Source organism: Allocellulophaga tsushimaensis (assembly GCF_055383085.1).
In genome coordinates, this window is record NZ_AP039451.1 from 3,316,151 (window position 1) to 3,342,183 (window position 26,033).

Genomic DNA, 26,033 nt, shown 5'->3' on the forward strand with positions numbered 1-26,033 from the left:
TTTTTTAAAATAGCGTTTATCTATTTTTGCTCTTGTAATATTTTAATTTCATCACGTAATTTAGCAGCTTGCATAAAATCTAAATCTTTTGCTGCTTTTTCCATCGACTTTCTTTTCTCTCGGATCAGTTTTTCTATTTGTTCCTTAGTTAGGTATTCTAAATCTGGCTCAGCTGCACGCATTTCTTCTTTTTCAAAATGATACGTAGAAACAGAATTTTTGGCAAGTACACTATCTAAACTTTTATTTAATGCCTTAGGAACTAGGTTATGTTCTGTATTATAAGCAATTTGTTTTTCTCTACGATATGTAGTTGCATCTATGGTTTCTTGCATGCTTCTGGTAATTTTATCAGCATACATTATTGCTTTTCCATTTAAATTTCTTGCAGCTCTACCTACTGTTTGCGTTAGTGATCTATTACTTCTTAAAAAACCTTCTTTATCAGCATCTAAAATAGCGACTAAAGATACTTCTGGTAAATCTAGACCTTCACGAAGTAAGTTAACTCCAATAAGTACATCAAAAATACCTTTTCTAAGGTCTTGCATGATCTCTACACGCTCTAGTGTATCTACATCACTGTGTATATAACGGCACCTTACTTGAATCCGTGTTAGGTATTTTGCTAATTCTTCTGCCATTCTTTTTGTTAAGGTCGTTACCAATGTACGCTCATCTTTTTCAGTACGCTGTTGAATCTCTTCTACCAAGTCATCGATTTGATTTAAACTAGGCCGCACTTCTATAATAGGATCTAAAAGTCCAGTAGGGCGTATAATTTGTTCTACAAATACCCCATCAGAAAGTTGTAACTCATAATCAGCAGGTGTTGCACTTACAAATAGTGCTTGATTTTGTAGCATTTCAAATTCTTCAAATTTTAAAGGCCTATTGTCCATTGCCGCTGGGAGTCTAAAGCCATATTCTACTAAATTTTCTTTTCTAGAACGGTCGCCTCCGTACATGGCATGTACTTGAGAAATGGTGACATGACTCTCATCAATAACCATTAAATAATCATCAGGGAAATAGTCTAATAAGCAGAAAGGTCTAGTACCAGCTTCTCTACCATCTAAATACCTGGAATAGTTTTCTATCCCAGAACAATATCCCAACTCTCGAATCATTTCTAAATCAAAATTGGTACGTTCTTCCAAGCGTTTTGCTTCTAAATGCTTTCCAATTTCTTTAAAATAATCTATTTGTTTTACCAAATCATCCTGAATATGGCGTATGGCATTTTGTAAAATATCAGGAGAAGTCACAAACATATTAGCAGGGTATATGTTTATGCTTTCATAGTTTTCTATTAATTTGTTTTTTAATGGATCAAAAACTTCTATTTCTTCAATCTCATCACCAAAAAAATGAAATCTAAAAGCATGATCAGCATAACTTGGAAATACATCAACAACATCTCCTTTAACCCTAAAATTTCCATTTGTAAAATCTGCAGTAGTTCTAGAGTATAAACTTTGTACTAATTGATGTAAAAATTTTGTTCTTGAAATAATTTGTCCTTTTTCAATAGAGATTACATTTTTTTGGAATTCTACAGGATTCCCAATCCCGTAAAGGCAAGAAACGGATGCAACTACAATAACATCTCTTCTGCCTGAGAGTAGGGAAGAAGTAGTACTCAATCGTAACTTTTCAATATCTTCATTAATAGAAAGATCTTTTTCTATGTACAAACCAGAGGTAGGAATATAGGCTTCTGGTTGATAATAATCATAATAAGAAACGAAGTATTCTACAGCATTTTCAGGAAAAAACTGTTTAAATTCTGAATACAATTGGGCAGCTAAAGTCTTGTTATGTGCCAGAACTAATGTGGGTTTTTGTACCTCTTCTATCACATTCGCTACCGTAAACGTTTTCCCAGAACCTGTAACACCTAATAGTGTTTGGAACCTTTCTCCTGTGTTGAGTCCGTTTACCAATTGCTTTATAGCATTGGGTTGATCTCCTGTGGGTTTAAATTCTGATACTACCTTAAATTTCATGCACTAAAGTTACAAAACTAAGAGGTTTTAGAATTGTTACATAGCAGTAATTTTTTGAATTAAAGAAATAAAAGTCTTTACATTTAGATTAGCATATAAAGACTTTTTAAATAGCTACTTTAAAGTAGTTGTTTACTTTTTAATATCTTGTTTTTCTGCCCATTTCTTTGCTCTTTCTGCTCTTTTTGCAGCACCAGGATGTGAAGAGGTAAGGGATCCTTTTCCGCCATCGCTACTTAAACTTGCTAATTTTTGAAAAGCGCCAGACATCGCATGATAATTTAAACCTTTTTTCACTAAGAATTTAAAGCCATATTCATCTGAGGCAGATTCGTTTGACTGTGAAAATTGAGCATTGGCAACATTTTCTACAAAATTTCCAATTTCTCCATCCGCTAATACTTTTCCTGCTCCTGTATTTGCAACTGCTACATCTTTTGCTGCAGAAACGGTGTAAGCAGATTGGTATCTCTTTTTAGAATGCCCCAGTTTTACATGTCCAATTTCATGGCCTATCACACTTAGTATCTCATCATCTGTCATTAAGTCCATTAAGCCAGCCATTACACGAACGCTACCGTCTGGAGTTGCAAATGCATTGACATCCAATACCTTATATACTTTAAAATTAAGTTTTAATCCGTCTTCATTTTCAAAACCAGCTACTAATTTTTGTAACCTATCTGCATAAGGATCACCAGCTTCAGCTATAGGGTTATTTTCATCCATCCACTGAACGGATTGTATGGAGAGTACAGCCATATCTTCATCTGAGAGTGTTGCTGCTTTTACTACTTTTTTAGCTGCATTTAGATTTCCTTTTTTTGCTAATTTTCCAAATTGTGCTTGTGTACTAATAACAAAAGATAAGCATACAAGTATAGTTAATGTGTTTTTCATTTTAAGGATTTTTAGTTTTAATAAAAAGTTTATTGTTTTATAATTTAAAACAAATATAACTCTTAGAATATCTCACTTTTATCCCTGTTTTTGGGGTATTTTTTTCTCGTTTAGAACATAAAAAAATTAGCGTTTTAAGCTAAAATGTCCGGTAATTGATTTTCCGTTAGCATCAATATACTTATACCAATAATCTGATGGAGGTAAAACTCTTCCTTTTACTGTACCATCCCATCCTAAACTCTGACGAACATCTATCTGTGTGAGTACTTTACCAAATCGATCAAATACAAAAACAGATTCTACATTTTGAGCTGTTAATATTGTAGTATCCCAAGTGTCATTAATACCATCTCCATTTGGAGTGAAAAATTTGGGTAAACCTATTGCTATTTCTGGTTCTTCACAATTTTCTATGGTAATGGTAAACATTGTTTCATCAAAACAAGATGTGGTTCCTGTAAAAATGAATACAGTTTGCGTGGTTGTAATTTCATCGCCTGCACTTAATAATAAACCACCTGCATTAGCTTCTGTGTAATAAAAATTATCGGCACTTAATTGGGGTAAAATATAACGAGTACATTCATTTACGTTTGCACTGGTATCTGCTGAAGGGGAGGCTAAACCTCTATCTGTAATAATCCATTTATCCATATTCATCATATTAGTTTTTGCTAACTCTCCTGCACAATATTGACTATTACCTCCACTAAAAAGAACATTTGCTTGTAGGTTTTGCATATCCCAGCCTATGAGTAAAGCATCATAATTTTCAATAGATAATGTTACCCCTTCAAACATTTCTTCAGCATCTGTTAGCTTTTCTACATTCCAATTTCCTATATTTTGATCAAATAAAACTGTTCTTTCAAAAGTACTGTTTAGGCTAGTAACCTTACTAACATTCCAGGTACTAATATCTTGATTAAAATTACTGGCTTCCAGAAACATATTACTCATATCAGTAACATTAGATACATCCCAATTTCCGATATTTTGGTTAAATAAATTAGCCCGGGCGAATACACCTCGCATATTTGTAACATTAGCTACATCCCAATTTCCGATATTTTGGTTAAATGCTATAGCATTACTAAACATTGCCCCTATATCAGTAACATTAGATACATTCCAGTTACCAATATCTTGATTAAATACAGTTGCACCAGAAAACATAAGACGCATTGTCTCTACCTTACTCACATCCCAATTACCTATCTTTCCGTCAAACATTTTTGCGGCAGTAAACATACCACCCATATTTGTAACACTAGATACATCCCAATTTCCTATATTTTGATTAAAAGAATTTGTGAAAGCAAACATACCATCCATATTAGTAACCTTGCTTACGTTCCAACTTCCTATATCTTGATTAAACAATTCTGCATTAGAAAACATTTTACGCATATTGGTAACTTTGCTGACATTCCAATTTCTAATATCTTTATTAAATAATATTGCATCTGAAAACATAAATGACATGTTTGTTACATTAGATACATCCCAATTTCTAATCTCTTGGTTAAACATACGTGCGTTTAAAAACATAAAAGACATATTTTCAACATTACTTACATCCCAATCCCCTATTGGGTAATCAAAATTAGTTGCTTCAAAAAACATTTGAGCCATACTTACAACTCTAGATAAATCTGGGGCATCCATAAAATTACCCTGTAAGTTGGTACAACCACGAAATGAAGATTCCATTGAGGTCCACTGAATAGTTCCCCATTGCTCAATAAATTTTATTTTTTCAGCATTTTGGATTTCCGCAGGAGTACTAGTATCTGTAATATTAAAATACACTGCAGGGAAATTGCCACTTATACTAACTCTATAAGTACCCGGGGTTGCGTACATGTGCGAGGCATTACCTGTTACATTAGTGTCTGTAGTAGTATCTCCCCAATTAATGGTATAATTATATGTTTCCCCAGCACTTGTAGGGATGGTAATGGTTTCATTAGCTGTTGTAGTTGTCCAAGTAGTAACAAAAGCACCAGGTATTAAAGGTTCAATTATTGTTAACTCAAAATCTTGTTGATTTGTACACATACCACCACCGTCATAGATATAAAGTGTAACTGGATAAACAGCAAAATCTACAAAATTGATTACATCATTTGCATTATACTGTGTTCCCATTCCGTCACGTGCTGTGTAATAAGCTTCTGCTCCTGTAAGGTTAGTTCCAGTAATTGCGGGTAATGTAAAAGAGCCAATTTCATCTTGGTCTACTAAATCATCTAGTATAGGAGAATTTGCAAGGCCATCGTCATCAATGAACCAGTTATCTGAAGCTAACATATTATTTTTGGCTGCTTCTCCTGCACAGTATTGACTATTCCCACCGCTAAAAGTTACGTTAGGTTTTAGGTTTTGTGCATTCCAACCTATGAGTAATGCATCATAATTAGCTGTAGATAAAGTTACATTATTGAACATTCCTGATGCATCAGTGAGTGCTTCTACATCCCAAGCACCTAAGTTTTGATCAAAGCTTATAGCTCCACTGAACATAAAAGCCATATTAGTTACAGCACCAACCTCCCACATGCTAATATCTTGATTAAAACTAGTAGCATCTCGAAAAAGAGCAGTCATATCTGTTATACGGCTCACATCCCAAGCACTAATATCTTGATTAAAATCGGTGGCACCACTAAACATAAAAGTAATATCTGTAGCACTAGTGATAGTCCAGTTTTCAATATCTCCATTAAACATAGTAGCATTGCTAAACATTGATGACATATTTGTAACACCACTTACATCCCAATTCCCAATATCTCGATTAAACGATTCGGCACCAAAGAACATTAATGACATATCAGTAACAGCACCAACTTCCCAAATACCAATATCTTGGTTAAATGCAGTAGCTCTAAAAAACATAGAGTTCATAGTTTCTACGTTACTAACATCCCACATGCTAATGTCTTGGTTAAAATTAGTAGCGTTACTAAAAACGCTATGCATATCTAAAACGCTAGTGACCACCCAATCTCCTATGGGGTAGTTAAAGCTGGTAGCATCACTAAACATAGCACGCATACTAGTTACCATAGATAAATTTGGACGATCTGTAAAATTACCTTGTAGATTGGTACATCCCTGAAAAGCTTGAAGCATTGAAGTCCACATATTATCTCCCCATTGCTCTATGGTTAAGATTTTATCTTTATCACCTCCACCTTGAAAAAGAATTCTTGAGAAATCACCAGTGATACTAACTCTATACGTTCCTGGATTTGCATATGTATGGGTTTGTATGTTAGTAGTTGTGCTACCATCTCCCCAATCTATAGTATAATTAGTTCCTAAAACAGGAACTGTAATTTGGTTTGGCCCAGAAACTCCGGGGTTATCTGTTTGCCAAGTAGTAACAAAAGCACCAGGAATGAGTGGGGGTTGTGTTATGGTGAGGTCAAAATTTTGTTGATTTGTACACGTGCCACCACCATCATAGATATAAAGGGTAACTGGGTAAGCAGCAAAATCTATAAAATTGATTACATCATTTGCATTATACTGTGTTCCCATTCCGTTAGGTGCTGTATAATAAGCTTCTGCTCCTGTAAGGTTGGTTCCTGTAATTGGTGGAAAAGTATAAGAGCCTACTCCATTTTGGACTATTAAATTGTCAATTACAGGAGAATTTGCACGGCCTCCATCAGTAATCATCCAATTATCACCCATAGCATCAATCATATTATTTCTAGCCGCTTCACCTGCACAATAAAGACTATTACCACCATGAAAGTCTAAATTAGCTATTAAATCTTGCGCATCCCAACCTATGAGTAATGCATCGTAATTGGCTGTAGATAGTGTAACTCCACTAAACATAGAAATGAAATTTGTTACTTTTTCAACATTCCAACTTCCTAAATTCTGGTCAAAAGAAACAGCACTTAAGAACATATTAAACATGTCTGTAACATTACTAACATCCCAATCTCCTATATCTTGATTAAAATTTCCTGCACCATTAAACATTTGGCTCATAGTAGTACCACTACTAGTAATCCATCTACTAATATCTTGGTTAAAAGAAGGTGCAATTGTAAACATATTACTAAAAAATTGTACTTTGCTTACATCCCATTCGCTTATGTCCTGATTAAAGGCTAATGCTAGTTGAAACATACTAGTCATGTTTATTACATTACCAGTGTTCCATTCCCCAATTGGTTCGTTAAATAGAGTTGCATTCCAAAAAACACCCTGCATACTAGTTACATTTGAGGTATCCCAAGCATCACCATTCGGATTTCCTGCACCAGGTTTATAATTTATATTTTGATTAAAACTATTTGCCCCAAAAAACATTCTATCCATTGTGACGAGGCTAGAGGTATTCCAATTACCAATATCTTGATTAAATGTTGTTGCCCCGTTAAACAAACTATTCATGTCTGTAACGTTGCTTACATCCCAGTTATTCATAGGGCTATTAAAGAGAGAACACTCCTGAAACATTGAGCTCATATTGGTTACCATAGATAAATTTGGGCTATCTATAAATGTTCCTTGTAAATTGGAACAGCCCTCAAAAGCCTGAGCCATAGAAGTCCAGATATTATTTCCCCATTGCTCTATGGTTAAGATTTTATCTTTATCGCCACCGCCTTGAAAAAGAATTCTTGAGAAATCGCCAGTGATACTAACTCTATACGTTCCTGGAGTTGCATAGGTATGTGTTTGCGTATTATTATCTGTAGTATTATCTCCCCAATCTATAGTATAATTAGTTCCTATAACAGGAACAGTAATTTGGTTTGGTCCAGAAACTCCAGGATTATCTGTTTGCCAAGTAGTAACAAAAGCACCAGGAATAAGTGGGGGTGTCGTTATGGTAAGTTCAAAACTTTTTTCATCTGGACACATACCACCACCATCATCATAAATATAAAGGGTAACTGGATACATAGTAAAATCAGCAAAACTGATCATATCCCCCACATCATATCGTGTTCCCGTCCCGTTCATTCCAGTAAAATAAGCTTCTGCTCCGGAAAGGTCAGTACCAGTAATTGCTGGTAATGTATAGGTGGCTACATCATTTTGAGGAGGTAAATTAGTAATATTTGGCCCTGCTGTACCGCCGTCAGTAATCGTCCAATTATCTCCCGTAGCAGCTGTCATATTAGCCCAAGCAGCTGCCCCAAGACAATACTTACTATTACCACCATCAAAGTTTAGATTAGGTTGTAAAGTTTGAGCATTCCAACCTATTAACAATGCATCATAATTGGCTGTGGATAGTGTAATTCTATCGAACATATCCATAGCATTTGTAAGCATTGCCACATTCCAAACTCCTAAGTCTTGATCAAATGAAGTAGCATTGGAAAACATAAAACTCATATTAGTAATATTACTTACATCCCAGCCACTAATATCTTGGTTAAAACTTGTAGCATTAGCAAACATTTGACTCATGCTAGTAACATTTGGACCAATAGTCCAACCACTTATATCTTGATTAAAAGCGGTAGCGCCAGCGAACATTACGGAAATAGTTTCAACATCGTTCATAATCCAACCACTAATATCTTGATTAAATTTGCTAGCACCAGCAAACATTTGATGTGCATAACGTACACTTGTCATATCCCAACCACTGATATCTTGATTAAACACTGGAGAATTATTAAACATGCTAGACATGTTTTCAACCATACTTGTGTTCCAGTTTCCAATAGGTTCATCAAATGCTGCTGCATTCCAAAAAACACCTTGCATACTAGTCACATTAGAAGTATTCCATGCATCACCATTCGGAATTCCTGCACCAGGTTTATAATTAATATTTTGATTAAAATTATCAGTTCCAGAGAACATTCTATCCATAGTGATAAGACTAGAAGTATTCCAATTCCCAATATCTTTGTTAAAAAGAGTTGCTCCTTGAAACATATTTACCATGGTAGTTACCCTAGAGGTATTCCAATTTCCTATATCTTGATTAAATGAACTTGCTCCACTAAATAAATTGTTCATTCTTGTTACATTGCTTACATCCCAGTTATTTATAGGGCTGTTAAAGAGAGCACAATTCTCAAACATAAAGCTCATTCTTGTTACATTAGATAAATCTGGACTGTCTGTAAAATTCCCTATTAGATTTACACAACCAGAAAATGCAGCAGACATGTCTTCCCATTGGTTATTACCCCATTGGTCTATGCTTACCAGTTTTTCAGGATTTATTGTATTTTCAATGGCTGGGAATGTGCCTGTAATACGTACTGTGTATGTATTTGGCGTTGCGTAGGTATGAGATATATTACCTGTAACATTTGTATTTGTACTGCCGTCTCCCCAATTTACAGTATAATTATAAGCAGAAACAAAGAATGAAGTTTCTATGGTTATAGTTCTATTATCGTCAGTTCCAGGATTGTCTGTTTTCCATTTAGTGATAAATGGTATGGTGCCCATTGCTAGTTTTTCATTTTTTTCATCAACAGAATTAGAAAAAGAAAATAAACTTTGAATACAGAGAATAGTGAGTAGGGTAAGTAGGTTTTTTACCATTATTATTGATTTAGGTATTAACACTAACGCAAATTTATATTGAATAGTATTTGTGTTGTAACCCTGTTTTCCGTGAAAAGCTAACGTTTTAAAGTAAAATGCCCTGTGATACGTTCTTCATTATTGCTAAATTTATACCAATAATCAGATGCATGGAGTTGTTTGCCATTATAGGTGCCATCCCACCCGATACGGTCTGTAGTGGGGATTTGTGTTATTAATTTACCGTAGCGGTTAAAAATTGAAATACTACTATTTGCTGCTAATCCACTAGCATCGATAACGATGGCTTGCCAGGTATCATTGATCCCGTCGGCATTTGGTGTAAAGAATTTTGGAAATTGTATGCGTGTATTTACTGCTTTACAGGAAGATGGATTTAAAACTAATTGAAAACTTTTTTCATCTGAACAAATAGGTGTCGTTTGTGTTTCATCATAGATGTATATGGTAACTGGGTAGGATTTAAAATCATCTGCTTTGAGAACATCTCCAGGGGCATAAAACTTGCCATCACCATTTATATTGGTATAATAAAATTGATCTCCAGATAAATTGCTTCCTTGAATTTCTGGTAATATATAAAATGCACATTCATTTACATCACTTTGAGATTTAATGATGGGTGAAGGACTTACAGTTATTGTTTTTATTTCTTTTTTTATGTTTTGTCCTGTTGGTAATCCAGAATCTGTAATAGTAACTTCATATACAGTAGTTTCAGTGGGTGAAACAGAAATGGATTTTGAAGTGGCAATCACAGTAGTATTACCGCTAATATTCCAAGAATACGAATAGTTCCCTATTCCGTTTGCAGGATTTGGCATCGCTGTTATATTTATGTCACTTAGTTGATTACTACACAAGGTATCAGCAGTTGCTGTTATGCTTAAATTTATGTTGCGGTTTATTAAATGTAAGCTAAAGCGTTGTTCTACAGAACAACTAGGAGTATTTGCAGTAGCATCATACGCATATAATGTGATTGGGTAAGAACTAAAATCCGAATACTCAATAATTTCTCCAACTTCAAATGCTTTTCCGCTACCATTGGGTTCGGTATAGTATTTTTCGTTACCCGTTAAATGTATACCCGTTATTTCTGGTAGTTTATAGCTGTTATATGTTTCTTGATTTGTAATGGTATCAATTTTCATTGTTAAAGCGCCACCATCTTTAATCACCCAAGTATCATTTTTAATCATATTTTCTCTGGCACTACTACCTGCACAATACTCACTTAAACCACCATCAAAAGGGACTTTTAACTTTAAAATCTGATCATTCCAGCCAATTAATAGCATATCATAATTACTAAGCGACAATTTAATATTTTTGAACATGGACGACATATTAGTTACATTTCGCACATCCCAACGCCCTAAATTTTGATCAAAAGATTTAGCATCACTAAACATTCCTCTCATATCAGTTACATTTCCTACCTGCCAGTTACTAATATCTTGATTAAAAGCAAAAGCCCTACTAAACATCCCATTCATGGTTTTTACACGGCTTACATTCCAAGTACTAATATTTTGATTAAAAGTTGTTGCCCCAGAAAACATGATAGACATATCGCTTACTTGACCAACATCCCAATTGTCAATATTTTGATTAAATGCTGTAGCAAACATGAACATTTGTGACATATTTTCAACTTTGTTAACATCCCATTTATTAATATTTGTATTAAATTTTGTAGCTCTTAAGAATAATGCAGACATATTTTTAACCTTGGCAACATTCCAACGGCTAATATCTTGATTAAATGAAGTAGCACCAGCAAACATACTCCCCATATCTTCCACATTGCTAGTATCCCAATTCCCTATGTCTTGATTAAAATCTGATGCATTTAAAAACATTGCATTCATATCTGTAATAGTGCTTACATTCCAATTGCTTATATCTTGATTAAAATCTACTGCACCCGCAAACATATTGGAGAGTTTTTTTACCTTGCTTAAATCTGGACTATCATGGAAATTACCGATAAGGTTTTTACAGCCAGTAAACGCATTTTCCATGCTTTTCCAAGCAATATCACCCCATTGGTCTATAGCAATAATTTTTTCTTCTTCTCCGCTATTATAGCATACAATTCTTGGAAATTCTCCCGTAATGCTAATACGATAAGTTCCTGGTATAGCATAGTTATGCGTTGCATTACCTTGTTCGTTAGTAGTTGTAGAGCCATCACCCCAATCTACCGAATAGTTATAGCCATCGCCATGTGTAGGTATGGTAATTTGGTTATCATTTGATGTTCCAAAATTATCTGTTTTCCAAGTGCTAATAAACGCTTGTTGCGCATTTAAGTTTCGCTTTTTTGTTTGCTTATCAGTTTTTTGTTGATGAATAATGCTAAAAGTATCTTTAATTATAGTAGCACCTGAGATTTCAGATGTTACTACAAAGAGTAGTAGTATAATGGGTAGATACTTCACTAGGTTAATAGATTTGGTATTCTATTAAACGCTAATTTTAAAAGACTATTGTTTTGTATATGAGGAAGTTTCAGATAAGAGGTAAAGTCTTATCTCTTTAAAGAAAAATGACCTTTAAACTCCCTTCCATCCTCTAAATTAAGTTTAAACCAATAGTCATCTGATGGAAGTTCTTGATTGTTATAATTACCATCCCAGCCTTTTTCTTCTGGAGTAATTTGTGCAACAAATTGACCGAAACGGTTGAATAATGTAATAAATGAGTTGGGTTGAAATTGATCATTTACCCCTATAATTTGCCATGTGTCATGTATTCCGTCTCCATTAGGGGTAAAGAATTTTGGGTACCCGATCACAGAAATTTCCATTGAAGCTGGATCGCAACCATTTTTATCTATTACATATATCGTATGAAAACCAGGGGCAACATTATCAAAAAAATTACTAGCTTGAAGTGCTTCAGAATTATCCAACGCATACAAGTAATCACCATCACCAGACACATTTACAGTTACTGTATTGTTATCTGAAAGATCTTTAATAGTAGGCGATAGTATAATAGCTTTGTTAGAAGGTAATACTTTAAAGGCTACTTCGTTTTCACAAATACTTTGGATACCATTTTGATTATTTATCTTACCAACTTTTAAAATGTAGTCGCCATCGCTTAGAATAGATATATCTTTACCTATGCCAGCTTCTCGAATTGTATTTCCTTCATTTTTGAACCAAGTATACGAATCAAAACCATCTGGGGCTATGATCTGTAAATTAGGATTATCAGTACAAACAATATAATTGTCTTTTAATGATACTTCTGGAAGTGGATTTACATTTAGTTCTATTTTAAATACATCGGCACACTGATTTTGATTTTCTAATCTTGCATAAATAAGTTTTGATGCCGTAGTGATGTTGTAAATATCTGGTAAAGCGTTTTGTTCTAAGCCAGTATCTTCTAGAGCACTGTAATAATGCACATCTGATCCAAGAAAACGTGTTGTAGCAATATGCTGTAAATCAAAAGTACCACTTAGTATGGTATTATCTGTATTTTCATTACAGGTATAAAAATATTCTTTAGCATTTGCACTAAGATCAATAGGGATGATATCTAAATTCAATTTTCCTGTACTTCCACAGCCAAAAGTATTTGTTACCCTATATAGTATCGTCTGATTTGTAGGTTGGGTATTGGTAAAACTACTAGGATTCACTATTGCTATATTATTATCTAAATCGTACATACTTTTATAAAAAGTATAGGTGAAATTTGTATTTGTAATACTTTGTTCAAGATTTATTTTTGTTAAGCCATCCATACTGTTTCTATCAATATCACACTGTGTTAAGAACAATTCAGGAGCTGGCGGTATTTCATTAATTTCAATAGAAGCTTCTCCAATAATAGGACATTCTTTAGCATCGGGAAGTGTTATAGTAACAGTATACCTACCTGCATCAATTAATTTAGAATTATCTACAGTTAAATAATTAGTAGTAAGACCAATTATTAGATTGCCATCTTTTTCCCATTCATATTCTGCATTTGAAAAAAACTCTGCTTCTAATACAAATTTATCTCCTTCACAAATACTTATAGCACTAAGTTTTTCATTTCCTTTATCATCCTTTATAATTGGTAATACATTGAAAAAAGATTGAATAAACGGGGGTAATCCTTGTCTGGCGTTTCTGCCATTAAGTGAAATAGCATTATTTTCATAAGTAGCCGCTAGACCTTTCTCATTAGGATTATGAATAACATCTAAAAATGGCAGCCCTTCCTGATAATTTTTAGAAGTAGTTTTATATATTTTTCCATTACTGGCTAGTTGTAATGCACCCCTGTAAGTATCGCGGGTATCTATGACTACTTCCGAATCTTGAATAATAGTACTCGTTAGATCATATTGTAATAAAGAAGAAGAAAAATCAACTTGTTCAGCAATGGTAGTTTCACTAGCTGCGTGAACATATAAAAACTGATTGTTAGGAGAAAATTCTATTCCATAAGCATCTTTATTTTCATTTTGGATTACAATTCTTTGTTCATTAGTAACCCTACCAGTTTCTGTACTAAAATCATATAAGTACAGACCATTTGTATAATTTGCACATGCCATTTTAGTGCCATCAGGTGATAGTTTTAAATACCCTCTTTGATCTACTATGGGTGAATTTGAGAAAGTACTTTTAACAGGAGTTTTCACTAAACCTGTTTCATTGATTTCATAGGCATAAAAGGTATCATAAATTTCGGCGATACCATCTTCAGCAGCAAAGGTAATAAGCCATACAGATTTATTGGTACAATCTTTAATTACCGCCGTTATTTTCTCTGTTGAATTTTCTAAAAGTGGACTATTCTTTTCTATTACGGCTCCATTACCATTATTTTTGGAAATGTCTACTACAGAATAATTAAATCCATTATCAGGATCACCTAAATAGGAAGTGTCTACAGTAAAGATGTAAAATATATTTGGATCTTCTGGTTTTGGGATGATAATAGCAGATTGTGTACTAGAAGAATCACCAAACAAGCCAGTGCCGTTTTCCATAACATTATGGTTACGATCATAAACGGTTTTACCATCTGTGTACAAGATTAAATCTCCCATACTATTAGAAATAGTAGCACAACCTTCATCGGTCCTAATTCTACCATCATCTAATGTGGTAACAGTACCATCATCATTAAATTTTATTCCCGCATTTTCCCCAAAATACCAATTAGAGGTTTCTCCTTGCCCAAAAATAAGGGTAGGAGTTAGTAATCCTATACAAAATATGAGTAGACTGATTTTTTTCATAGCGTTTCTCAGACGCTACAATATACTACAAATCTCGCTTTTTTAATAATGCATAAGATAAATAGACAAAAATAGCTGTCCAAGATAATACTATAAGAGGCTCATACCAATTTACATGGTAGTTTAAGGCTATTTTTTCTCCAACTTGTTTCGCAACAGATTGTACTGCTCCTAGTCTAGAAAAAGGCTCTTTAATAAGATTCCACATAGAATTTAAAGGAAAGAAACCCATAATAGCATCTGTTGTTTCACCATCAAATAACTTCCACCTAATCATACCTCTAATAAATCCTTCAAAACCTTGCCATAAGATCAAAAACCCTAAAGCAAATGCCGAGCGTTTTACTAAAATACCTAAAAACATACAAAAAGCAAAAAAGCCTATTAATTTTAAAAAGAAAGCAAGTACAAATTCGAGATCAGAAAATATGATAGAAATATCAGTATAATCAGAATATGCAAGTCCTAAAATCAACGAAACTATAAAGACAAATAATGTAGAGATAAAGGCAAAAGATACAACTGTTAAGAATTTAGATAAAATAAATTCTTTTTTAGATAAGCCATCTATTAAATTTTGTTTTATGGTTTTATTACTGTATTCATTAGCCATCATAGAAACAATCACAATGGCTAAGAATAACTTAAAGAATGCAGAAATGAAGGTGTTAAAATGCCAGATATATGGGAAATTAAAAATGCCCATTTCTGCTAAATGAAATTTTATAGGACCAATATCAAACTTAATGGCAGCAATTAAAGCAATTAATGTTAATAGCACAAAGTAGGCAATAATTAAAACTTTACTTGCTCTATTGTTCCAAAGTTTTATGAATTCTATATGTAGTAAACGTATCATACTAATGTTTTTGGTTGTTGATTGCTTTTTATTGAGCGTTTTTGGTTAAGGTTAAGAACTGTTCTTCTAAACTTTCTTTTCTTTTAACAAGTTGTGATAATACAATTCCTTTTTCAAAAAGGATTGTATTGAGTTCTTCAGCATTTAAATCTTCTTTTAAATAGGCTGTTACTAAACCATCCTGTTGTTCAATTGCACCAAAACTTGTATTCGTTTTAAGATAATTCACCAATGCGTCTTCATTTTTTGCACGAAGCTCAAAAAAACCATGACTAGCAAGCATGTTATCTACTCTACCTGAGTATAGTTTTTTACCTTTTCTAAGAATTACCACATGACTACATACTTTTTCTACTTCATCTAATAAATGTGATGCTAACAATATAGTTGTACCTTGACTTGCAATTTTTTTTATAATTTCTCGAATTTGATGAATTCCCTGTGGGTCTAAACCATTAGTAGGCTCATCTAAGATTAATATTTCAGGATCGTTAAGTAGTGCAGAAGCTATGGCTAAACGCTGTTTCATCCCTAAGGAATAGGTTCTAAACTTACTATGTTTACGATCTAAAAGTCCTACTAATTCTAATTTTTCCTCAACTTTAGCTTCGCTAACTTCTTTTATTTTACAGACTAATTTTAGATTTTGTATTGCAGTCATGTAAGGGTAAAAATTTGGTCGCTCTATAATTGCGCCCACTTTTTTTAATGCCTCATGAGTTGACGAAGTACCATCAAACCAATTAAAGTTTCCTAGCGTTTTATTTACTACGTTTAATACAATGCCAAGCGTTGTAGATTTCCCGCTTCCATTAGGTCCTAAAATGCCGTATACATTCCCTTTTTCTATAGTAAAAGACAGATCGCTTACTGCTACAAGTGGGCCATACTTTTTGGTAAGATTGTTTACTGTGAGTATTGTTTGCAAAATTGAATTGGTTTTTAAATTGTTGTATTCTTGTATGACGATTCAGAACTACTTTTGTTACAAAATATAGTATTACTTTTAGTAATCCTGAATTTCTCTTCAATTCTTCTTTAGATTCTCAAGAATGAATTTGTACCTTTAAAACTGTAAATTATAGATTTCATGTCTGAGGAACGCTTAATGTCTAAAAAAAAACCTGCTTACCCCGTAAATAAGCAGTTAGATGCTTACTTAAGAGATTATAATAGGTTAATTGAAATTCCTATCTTTTATGAAGATTTATTGCGTTTTTCTGGTTCTGTAGTGGTATATGATTCTAATGATGAGGATAGTTTATGGGTAAGAGTATATTATTCAGAATATGACCGTAAAGAAATCGATTTTAGCCTTAAAAAAGTATATTCTATTTTGCATTCTGATGGTGGTAGTGATATTTTTCAGTATTTGAGTGTTGATGCAGTTGATTATTGCACTTTTGGAAACTCTAAGCCTTTTAGAATAAAAGTTAGAAATATACTAAATGATAATTTTACCTATTTCTATGTTAAAAAAACAGATGCTTCTAGAATTTATGGTTTAGAATTAGAACATATGCTCTCTCCATATAATCTTAACTTTTTGGTGTATAAAAATACATTGATAGAGGAGCATATTGCCGGTATCCCCGGAGATGTATTTATTAAAGAAATATTGCCTAAGTGCCCAGAAGCAGAAAAAGCGCAATTATCAAAAGAGTTTGTAAAGTTTAATGAGCGATGTATGATTCGTCTTTTAGGCGATATGCGTTCTTATAATTATGTTATTGTACCAACACATGATTTTGATCATGTTGTTTACAAAATAAGGCCTATAGATTTTGATCAGCAATGTTTTGAAGGAAAATTAAAAGTGTATCGGCCGCAGTTTTTTAAAGAAAACTATCAAATGGTAGAATTGGTACGCTCTAAATTGCAAAAAAAATCAGTAGATCAGTATAAGTTAGAAGAACGCTCTATTGTTGCTAAGCGCATTAAAAGCTCGGGAAATAGAATTAAAAAATTATTAAAAGTTTCTTTAACAGATACTATTTCAACACCAGAAAACATCTCATTATTAGCGAATCAAATTTATGAATTAACATTAGACCCTAAATTCAAAAAATCGAAAACTATGGGAGAAGTTTTAAATTTAGCGTTAGATTTTGTGATGCGTAATTATGATCATGTAGGAACTGGTCTTATCTACACAGAATAAGATACTGATATTGTGTTACTATGTTTACGAAAAAAGTTTATTTGCTGTAAGAGTTTATAAGTTTATACGCTGCGCTGGTTTATAAGTTTAGTTGTTTAATAGTTTAGAAAAAATAAATTTCAACTAACAACTAACAACTAACAACTAACAACTAACAACTAACAACTAACAACTAACTAAGACTTTTGCTCTTTATTAAAATAAACCAGATAGTAGTACATCTGTTTTTCTTCATCCCAACCTTTTTCTACAAATTTTTCAGCAGACTCAGGATTTATAAAATCCATTTTAATTTGGATGTTTGTATCTAGATTAATGACATTCTTAATCTTTTTTCTTGCTTCAGAAACAGCTTTGTTTGCGATATCAAAATTAGAAACATCCTCAACACTATATTTAGGTCCTTTTTCTACTTTATAATGCTTAAATTCTGGGATTAATTCTGGGTTTTCCATTACTTCGTTTAAGAAGTTGGTTTCTTCAAAAGCATCATTCTTTGCAAAATGATTTACGGCCCGGTTCATAAATAATACTTCTTGTTGTTTATCTTCAGCAGGTAAAACAACATCTTTAGCAAATTCCTGACAAAACTTTAAGTAACTTTTCGTTTTAAAATTATCATCAGATAAAACGCTTACATCTAAAAAGTTTTCTAACCAGTATTTGGTATCATAACGGTTGCTATCTACCGATAATATTTTATAACCTTCCTCTTTGTCACTATTAAAAATAATACAACCTTTGTCTAGTTTATTAATATTAATTCCTTGTTGAATTACAATATCTAAATTACTTCCATTTTCTTCAAACTGAATAAAATCGTGCTTTAGCTCACTCTTAAATATCCCAATAGCATTTACTTTGTTATTATCTAACAATACATTGCTTAAGTAGGCAATATAAACTTCTCCACTTTTTATGTGAGGATGATTTGATTGTTCATATAAATGAGATGCTATTTTTTTAGAATTTGCATGTAAACTATCAGCATCTGAAAAAATAGCTGTTGCTATTTTATATAGTTCATTAAATTCAACATCTACTTCATTAGAAAAACGAAAATAATTTTCTTCTTTTTCTCTAAATGGTTTAAAGAAATACTCTTTTAATAATCCAGTTGTTTCATCATTTAATGCATGTGAACCTTCTGATAAGAAAATGGCTTCGCCTTTATTTTTATTTCCAACTCTATGTATAGAAATAGTCTCAATTTGGGTAGCGTATAGGTTGATCATAGTTTATTTTAATGGGTAAAAAAGCTTTTATATCGTATAAATTTTAATTCCAATTTTCATCAAAATCTAAATCTTCATAACTTTCAAAAGAATCATCTAAATCTAGAGCGTTTTGCTCTGCTTCAAATTTTTTCTCTGGTGGCGCATCTGGTAATTCTCCAAAACTAAACAAAATATTAGGGTAGGCTCTTCCATCCTCTTTTTCAACAATATCAGCAAGTTCTACAAAAAAAGTCCACATGCTTAAAAAATCGTAAACGTAAATAAGTTTAGGGTTGTTTTTTGTGAGCGTATCTTCTAAAAAAGTTTCGTTCATAAGACGAATATCTGCACCATTTTCACTCATATCATATAAAGCTATCTCTTGATCCTGATTCCATTCTTCATCACAAGTATAAAAAGAAGCCATTTCATTGCCTAAAAAACCAAAAGCTTGTGTTATTGCATTATGAAAGTCTTCAAGAGTATTACCCGCCTCAATTTCTATATCTCTAAAGATATCTTCTTCTGCATCTAAGATGATTCTAATTTTATAAATCATAATATTTAGATTTTATGGGAAAGCAAAGTTACAAAGTTTTGTGATTTTTAGCAGCTTTTAATACTTCTAAAACCAAATAGAATTGTGCGCCAAATAGGAGAGAGGCAATTACTAAGTGTAAAGGTTGTGTGCCAAATGGAAAATCAATATAATACATAGCAATACCAGAAAGTATTTCAACAGCAATAAGCAGTAAAACCCAATTTATTTTTTTTAAACCCAAATTGAGTTTATAAATGCGAAATGCTAAATATGTATTTAAAAGGACTACTAAAATCGAAAATGAACGATGAATATAGAATTGTATTGTGGGGTCTTTTAACCATAAATGATGTGCATTTTCTCCCAGAGCTATTACTTGTAGGTCTACAAATTGGCGTACTTGAGTTCCAATAAAAACTTGAATAAATGTTAATGTTATCCCTATAAGAAGTACATTTTTTGTAATGCTATCAAAAGTTATTTTTTGTTTTTTATCTGCAGAAATGAATATTAAGTATAACAACAACCCAATAATAATAAAAGTGATCATCATATGAATAGTGATCATTACAGGTTTTAAATTTGTATCTACCACAAGTTTCCCTAAAACGGCCTGAATTAGAATTACAAATAGCGTGAGGCAAGAAAATATGGTTATTTTTTTATTTTCTTTTCTTAAGAAAAAAGATAGGATAAGCATTATTAAAATAGGGATTCCTAAAATAACTGTTACTAGCCGGTTAATATATTCAATCCATGTTCTAATTGGATTAAATAACGCGTAATCATGTTTGGTATAATCTTTCCAATTTTTAGGATTGAATTTATCCGCCGTTGTGAAATTTTCTGTAGCTACCTTTAAAGCTTCATTAACAATAATAATTTGCCCTTTTTTAAAGTCTTTATTCGGCTTCCAAAGCAAAGCATCTATGTTTGTAGGAGGTACATAATATCCAAAACATTTAGGCCAGTCCGGGCAGCCCATTCCACTGCCAGTCATCCGAACTATTGCACCAGCAATAACAACCAGATATACAATAAATAAAGCTATTTTTGCTACTCTCCTAAAGCGTTTTTGCATGTGGTCTTTTTACTCGATAATCGAGATTTACCCCTATATTTTTTATTTCCTTACAAATACCTCGTAGACGTGTCCTGAGGTTCTTTGCCTTACAAAATTACTATTCTTTTATGAAAAAGTAAGTGTATTAGGCACTGAAACTTAATTTGTAATGCTAATAAAGAATCTATAAATAATAGTTTTTTTATTCTATCACTAAAAAGAATGATTTAAAGTTGAGTTGGTGTGTTTAAATGTCAGAATTTTGGATATTATTTAGTTTGTTTTTAACCCTAAAGAAGCGCCTTTCTCTAACATAAAATTTTTAGCAGCTTCGTATTCGTTAGGTATTTTACCATCTAGAATAGCTTCTTTAATAGCATCTTTGATCATTCCAATTTCTCTAGAAGGTTTTAGATTAAAAGTTTCCATGATTTCTTCTCCTGTAACTGGTGGTTGAAAATTACGGACATGATCTCTTTCTTCTACTTCTACAATTTTTCGCCGAACATTTTTGAAGTTGTTGATATAACGTTTCCGTTTACTGTTATTTTTTGTAGTAATATCTGCTTCACATAAAGTCATTAAATCATCTACATGTTCACCAGCGTCAAAAACAAGTCTTCTTACTGCTGAATCTGTTGCAAACTCCTCGGACAAGACCTGCGGTCTAGAACTCATCAAAACCATTTTCTGCACGTATTTCATTTTATCATTTAATGGCATACGCAAACGTTTAAAAAGTTTATATACCATTTTAGAGCCTACAAATTCATGAGCATGAAACGTCCAACCTATTTTTTTATCAAAACGTTTCGTAGGTGCTTTCCCAATATCGTGCAATAATGCTGCCCATCGTAGCCAAACGTTATCAGTATGTTCTGAGATATTGTCTACAACTTCTAGAGTGTGCCAAAAGTTATCTTTATGTTTCTGACCTTCTTTTTCTTCTATTCCTTGCAAGGCAGTGAGCTCTGGAAGTATATAATTTAAAAGCTGTGTTTTATGTAATAAAGAAAAGCCTAAAGAAGGTTTTTTACTGGCTAATATTTTATGCAATTCATCTACAATACGTTCTTTAGAAATTATTTTAATTCTATCCTTATGATGCGTAATGGCTTCTAAAGATTCTTTTTGTATGATAAAATTTAGTTGTGTAGCAAAACGGATAGCTCGCATCATTCGTAATGGATCGTCAGAATACGTAATACCAGGCGCTAAAGGTGTTTTTATAATTCTGTTTTCTAGATCTTTAAGGCCATTAAAAGGATCTAGTAAGTCTCCATAATTAGATTTGTTTAAAGAAATAGCGAGCGCATTTATAGTAAAATCTCTTCGCTTTTGGTCATCATCTAATGTACCATCTTCAACAACAGGTTTTCTGCTATTTCTATGGTAGCTTTCTTTTCTTGCACCAACAAATTCTATTTCAATACCATGATGCTTCAGCATTGCGGTACCAAAATTTTTAAAAACGGAAACCTCAGGTTTTCCAGAAAGTAACTCGGCTACTTTTTTAGCTAAAGCAATACCACTTCCAACAGCTACAATATCTATATCTTTTGCATCACCCCGTTGTAATAAATAGTCGCGTACAAAACCACCAATAACATAACATTCTATATTTAATATTTCAGATGCTTCTGTAATACTAGAAAAAATTGGATTTGATAGCGCTTTTTTATGGTTCTGTTGCGTCATACTAGGTTCTGATAATTTTTACAATTCCATCATTTCCAAGTTTAATGATAGATGAAGGTGTACCCCCTTGTTTTTCACGATTCAAATTTACCACATAGTCAACACCTGTTAAAATTGCTTCACTAATTTCTTTAAAAGATTGTGGAGTTGGTTGGCCCGCAATATTTGCTGAAGTAGAAACAATGGGTTTTTTGTAATTAGAAATTAGATATTGACAAAATTTATCTGATGCAATACGTATGGCTAAAGTGTTATCATTAGCAATTAAGTTTTTAGCAACTCCAATAGGTTTGTCATAAACTATTGTAGTTGGTTTTGTGGCTAAATCTATAATATCAAAAGCAACTTCCGGAACGTTTTCGATATGTTTTTCTAACATAAAATCATTTGCAACCATACATATTAATGCTTTGCTATCCTCCCTTTTTTTTAAAGCATACACCTTTTTAACAGCTTCCTCATTTGTAGCATCGCAGCCAATACCCCAAACGGTATCTGTTGGATATAGAATAAGCCCGCCATTAGAAAGAATTTCAATACATTTTTTAATTTCCTCTTGCATGCTTTTTAAGTCTAATTATTCAGTTTGCAAAAATATGGGTTTTCTTTCAACCAGTTTTTCAATTTTTTAAAATCTATAGCTTAATTAAGTCATTTTTATGCTTCTATTACAGCTATTTGCTACAAAGTGCTTTAAATTATATATAAATGAATAGAATTATCCCGTAATTTGCCTCTAAATAGTATCCTATGTCTTGTAATCAATTATGAGTGAAAAATTATCTGTTTTTATCATCACCTTTAACGAAGAGAAAATTATAGCAAAATGCTTGCATAAAATTTCGTGGGCAGATGAAATAGTTATTGTAGATTCTGGTAGTACAGATCGTACTTTAGAAATCTGTAAGAAGTATAATAATGCTAAAATATTTCATAAAGATTTTGACGGATTTGGTGAACAAAAACAGTACGCAGTAAAACAAACCTCTCATAATTGGGTGTTGTCTTTAGATGCAGACGAAATATTGTCTGATGCTTTAATTGAAGAAATAAAAACAGTTTTACAAAGTCCTTCGGCCGATGGCTATTTTATAAAACGTAAGCATGTTTTTTTAGATAAAATTTTCAATTACGGAAAAGAAAGTAGGTATTCTATTTTACGTTTATTCAATAGAGAAAGAGGAGGTTTTGATACCAGTAAAGTACACGAAAGAGTTGTTGTAAAAGGCACTGTACATCATTTAAAGAATTATTTTCTTCATTATAGTTATGATTCTTTGGAAAACTATATTTCTAAATTTAATCAGTACACACAATTATATGCAGAAGGTAAAGCACTAAAAAATAAACGTTATAGCATTGTTGAAATACTTTTAAAAACTACATTTGAGTTTTTTAAGCGGTATATTTTAGAAGGTAATTTTTTAAATGGAAAAGCTGGTTTTCACTGGTCGTATTTATCAGCATTTTATACTTATACAAAGTGTATAAAAACAAATGAATTATATGCATTAAAAAGTAATTAAATGCTTATTTTTTAAAAAGGTAATTTTCAAACTCGGAAATTCTATCTTTAATTTCAAATTTTTCTAATGCACTTTTAGCACCTTGTTCGCCCATTTTATTCCGTAATGCACTGTCAAGAATCAATTGCTTTGTTTTAGCCACAAACATGTCAGTATCTGGATAATTTACCAAAAACCCAGTTTTTCCAGCTTCTATGATTTCAGGATTACTAGAAATATCGAATGCTATGACTGGTTTCTTACTGGCCATCGCTTCCACAATAACAAATCCAAAACCTTCCCAAACAGAACTGAGAAGGAAAATATCTATGGAGTTCATAAAAGCGGTAACATTTGCTACAAAACCCAACAAAATAACATCGTTTTCTAATTTATGATTTTTTATGAGTTGTTCTAATTCTTCCTTTTTTTCACCATCTCCAGCAATAAATAATGTAAAGTCTATTCCTTCTTTTTTTAATTTTGAAGCAATATCAATTAAATATTTTTGCCCTTTCTGTGCTGTTAGCCTACCAGCATTTCCTAAAATAATACCATGTCCTTTTGACTTAATTTCATTTAAAGTTGACTGCGAGTTATTTATATTTTTAAAATCAATCCCATGATATATAATTTTAATTTTATCGGCATTTATAGTCGCCTTTAAATGCCTTAAAATACTGCGTTTTGTTTCTTGTGAATTGGCAATAATATGTGTTAAACAAGATTTAAAAATGAACTTATTAATTAGACTTGCTTTTATAGGTACAGCGAGACCTCTTTGATACACTATATTTTTTACCTTGGCTAATTTTGCGGAGATGCTTCCTAATTTTAGATCTTGAGATGCAGTAAAAACTACAGTGTCTATTTTTTGAGATGTGTAGAATTTATAGAGTTTGTATATTTTTACGGGGTTTAGAAAGGATAAATTTCCAGCAGAAATATGAAAAGTAGGTATGTTTTCTTTTTCAGATTTTTCTTGTAATGGAGAATTTCGGTCACATGCTATAATAGTATCATGTTTATTTCTTTTGAATTCAATAGCATTTTCTAATTGTAATTTTTCACCACCACCCCAAAATTTTATGCTATTAAAAAAACAGATTGTAGCCATTATAATAACGATTTATAGATATTAATGATGTCATCTGCCTGTTGTTGTTCAGAGAATTTTTCGGCATAAAGAGCGCCTTTGTTTGCCATTTTAGCACATAATTTAGTATCATCTAAAAGCAATTCAATTTTTTCTTTCAATTCTTGGCTATTATGTGGGTCAATATATAAAGAATCTGGACCTCCAGCTTCAGGGAACACACCACTATTACTAGTAATAACAGGTGTTTTAGAGTACAAAGCTTCAATAATAGGAATTCCAAAGCCTTCAAAAATAGAAGGATATACAAAAAGATGTGCTAATTGATATACAATTGCTAAATCTTTGATGGAAACATTATTTAAAAATAATACTTTTTCGTTTAAGTGATGATTGTTAATATAGGCTCTAATGGTTTTGCTATATGCTGTTTCTTTTCCTATTAAAACAAGCGTAGTGTCGATATCCTTTATAGCTTTTACTATTGATAATGCATTTTTTCTTTCTTCTAGGGTGCCTACATTTAAGAGGAAAGTATGAGGTAAGTTATACTTGTTTTTAACTTCATTTTTTTCCTCTGAGGTGTATTTTTTTTTAAAAGCACTATGACATGTTTGATAGACTACTTTTATTTTACCTTCTTCAATATTTAAAAACTGAATGATATCTGTTTTGGTCTGTTCACTTATGGCAACAATAACATCGGCATTTTGAGCTGCTTTTTTAAACTTTAAAAAATGTATTTTCCGATCAAAAAAGGAGTATAGTTTTGGGTATCTCATAAATATGAGATCGTGGATGGTGACAACACTTTTTATATGTTGTTTTTTTAGACCAGAAGGTAGCTCTCCAGATAAACCATGGTATAGGCTAATATTGTCTTTAACTAAATCTTTAACGATAGCCTTTTGTCGCCAATAATTTTTAAATTTTTTATAGTAATTAGTGGAGGGTAATTTTTCTATAATATTTTCTTGATCAGAAGTAAATAGGGCAGGGGTACGTTTTTTAGGATGGTATAAAAAATAAAAGTTTTGAGGATAAAAGGAGCTTAGAGATCGGATTAGATCTCGTCCATAATTTCCCAATCCGGTAGTGTTATGGTAAACTCTTTTAGCCTCAAAACCTATTTTCATTTGTGCTTTACAAAAACTTAATTCAATTTC

General features: G+C 32.3%; 16 protein-coding genes. 2 read left to right on the top strand and 14 right to left on the bottom strand.

Going from position 1 to position 26,033, the window contains the following annotated elements; translation table 11 throughout:
• Window positions 1-20: 20 nt before the first annotated feature.
• The 7 genes from uvrB to ACZ451_RS14455 all read right to left on the bottom strand — a co-directional run bounded on the left by uvrB (window position 21) and on the right by ACZ451_RS14455 (window position 16,514).
• Window positions 21-2,009: an excinuclease ABC subunit UvrB gene (gene uvrB / locus ACZ451_RS14425; protein WP_464213602.1), complete on the bottom strand. Its 1,989-nt coding sequence runs from the start codon at window positions 2,007-2,009 to the stop codon at window positions 21-23.
• Between the two features lie 132 nt (window positions 2,010-2,141).
• Window positions 2,142-2,909 (bottom strand): M48 family metallopeptidase, encoded by a 768-nt coding sequence (locus tag ACZ451_RS14430; protein WP_464213604.1) that lies wholly within the window; start codon window positions 2,907-2,909, stop codon window positions 2,142-2,144.
• Window positions 2,910-3,035: 126 nt separating this feature from the next.
• Window positions 3,036-9,461, bottom strand: a complete 6,426-nt coding sequence (locus ACZ451_RS14435; RefSeq protein ID WP_464213606.1) for a BspA family leucine-rich repeat surface protein — start codon at window positions 9,459-9,461, stop codon at window positions 3,036-3,038.
• An 80-nt stretch (window positions 9,462-9,541) separates the two neighbouring features.
• On the bottom strand, window positions 9,542-11,911 hold the full coding sequence (locus ACZ451_RS14440) for a BspA family leucine-rich repeat surface protein (RefSeq protein ID WP_464213608.1): 2,370 nt from the start codon (window positions 11,909-11,911) through the stop codon (window positions 9,542-9,544).
• 89 nt (window positions 11,912-12,000) lie between these two features.
• A complete protein-coding gene (locus ACZ451_RS14445) occupies window positions 12,001-14,727 on the bottom strand; it encodes a T9SS type B sorting domain-containing protein (protein WP_464213610.1) in 2,727 nt (908 codons plus the stop codon).
• A 25-nt stretch (window positions 14,728-14,752) separates the two neighbouring features.
• Window positions 14,753-15,586, bottom strand: coding sequence for an ABC transporter permease (locus ACZ451_RS14450; protein WP_464213612.1), 834 nt, complete (start codon window positions 15,584-15,586; stop codon window positions 14,753-14,755).
• Window positions 15,587-15,614: 28 nt separating this feature from the next.
• Window positions 15,615-16,514 (bottom strand): ABC transporter ATP-binding protein, encoded by a 900-nt coding sequence (locus ACZ451_RS14455; protein ID WP_464213614.1) that lies wholly within the window; start codon window positions 16,512-16,514, stop codon window positions 15,615-15,617.
• Window positions 16,515-16,676: 162 nt separating this feature from the next.
• Between ACZ451_RS14455 and ACZ451_RS14460 the strand changes: the two genes are divergently transcribed.
• Entirely contained in the window at window positions 16,677-17,747 is a 1,071-nt protein-coding gene (locus ACZ451_RS14460) for a hypothetical protein (RefSeq protein WP_464213616.1), read from the top strand.
• Between the two features lie 176 nt (window positions 17,748-17,923).
• On the opposite strand, the gene ACZ451_RS14465 is transcribed toward ACZ451_RS14460, so the two are convergent.
• The 5 genes from ACZ451_RS14465 to ACZ451_RS14485 form a co-directional block, all read right to left on the bottom strand.
• Window positions 17,924-18,982 (bottom strand): nucleoid-associated protein, encoded by a 1,059-nt coding sequence (locus ACZ451_RS14465; RefSeq protein ID WP_464213618.1) that lies wholly within the window; start codon window positions 18,980-18,982, stop codon window positions 17,924-17,926.
• 43 nt (window positions 18,983-19,025) lie between these two features.
• Window positions 19,026-19,523, bottom strand: coding sequence for an IS1096 element passenger TnpR family protein (locus ACZ451_RS14470; RefSeq protein ID WP_464213620.1), 498 nt, complete (start codon window positions 19,521-19,523; stop codon window positions 19,026-19,028).
• A gap of 28 nt (window positions 19,524-19,551) precedes the next feature.
• A complete protein-coding gene (locus tag ACZ451_RS14475) occupies window positions 19,552-20,586 on the bottom strand; it encodes a COX15/CtaA family protein (protein ID WP_464213622.1) in 1,035 nt (344 codons plus the stop codon).
• Between the two features lie 255 nt (window positions 20,587-20,841).
• Window positions 20,842-22,266, bottom strand: coding sequence for a CCA tRNA nucleotidyltransferase (locus ACZ451_RS14480; RefSeq protein ID WP_464213623.1), 1,425 nt, complete (start codon window positions 22,264-22,266; stop codon window positions 20,842-20,844).
• Window position 22,267: 1 nt separating this feature from the next.
• Entirely contained in the window at window positions 22,268-22,828 is a 561-nt protein-coding gene (locus ACZ451_RS14485; RefSeq protein ID WP_464213625.1) for an L-threonylcarbamoyladenylate synthase, read from the bottom strand.
• A gap of 205 nt (window positions 22,829-23,033) precedes the next feature.
• On the opposite strand from ACZ451_RS14485, the gene ACZ451_RS14490 reads away from it, so the two are divergent.
• Window positions 23,034-23,792 (top strand): glycosyltransferase family 2 protein, encoded by a 759-nt coding sequence (locus tag ACZ451_RS14490; protein ID WP_464213627.1) that lies wholly within the window; start codon window positions 23,034-23,036, stop codon window positions 23,790-23,792.
• Window positions 23,793-23,796: 4 nt separating this feature from the next.
• Here ACZ451_RS14490 and ACZ451_RS14495 read toward each other — a convergent pair whose 3' ends face one another.
• Window positions 23,797-24,888, bottom strand: a complete 1,092-nt coding sequence (locus tag ACZ451_RS14495) for a glycosyltransferase (RefSeq protein WP_464213629.1) — start codon at window positions 24,886-24,888, stop codon at window positions 23,797-23,799.
• Window positions 24,888-26,003 (bottom strand): glycosyltransferase family 4 protein, encoded by a 1,116-nt coding sequence (locus ACZ451_RS14500; protein ID WP_464213631.1) that lies wholly within the window; start codon window positions 26,001-26,003, stop codon window positions 24,888-24,890. The genes ACZ451_RS14495 and ACZ451_RS14500 overlap by 1 nt, the downstream gene beginning before the upstream one ends.
• Window positions 26,004-26,033 lie beyond the last annotated feature (30 nt).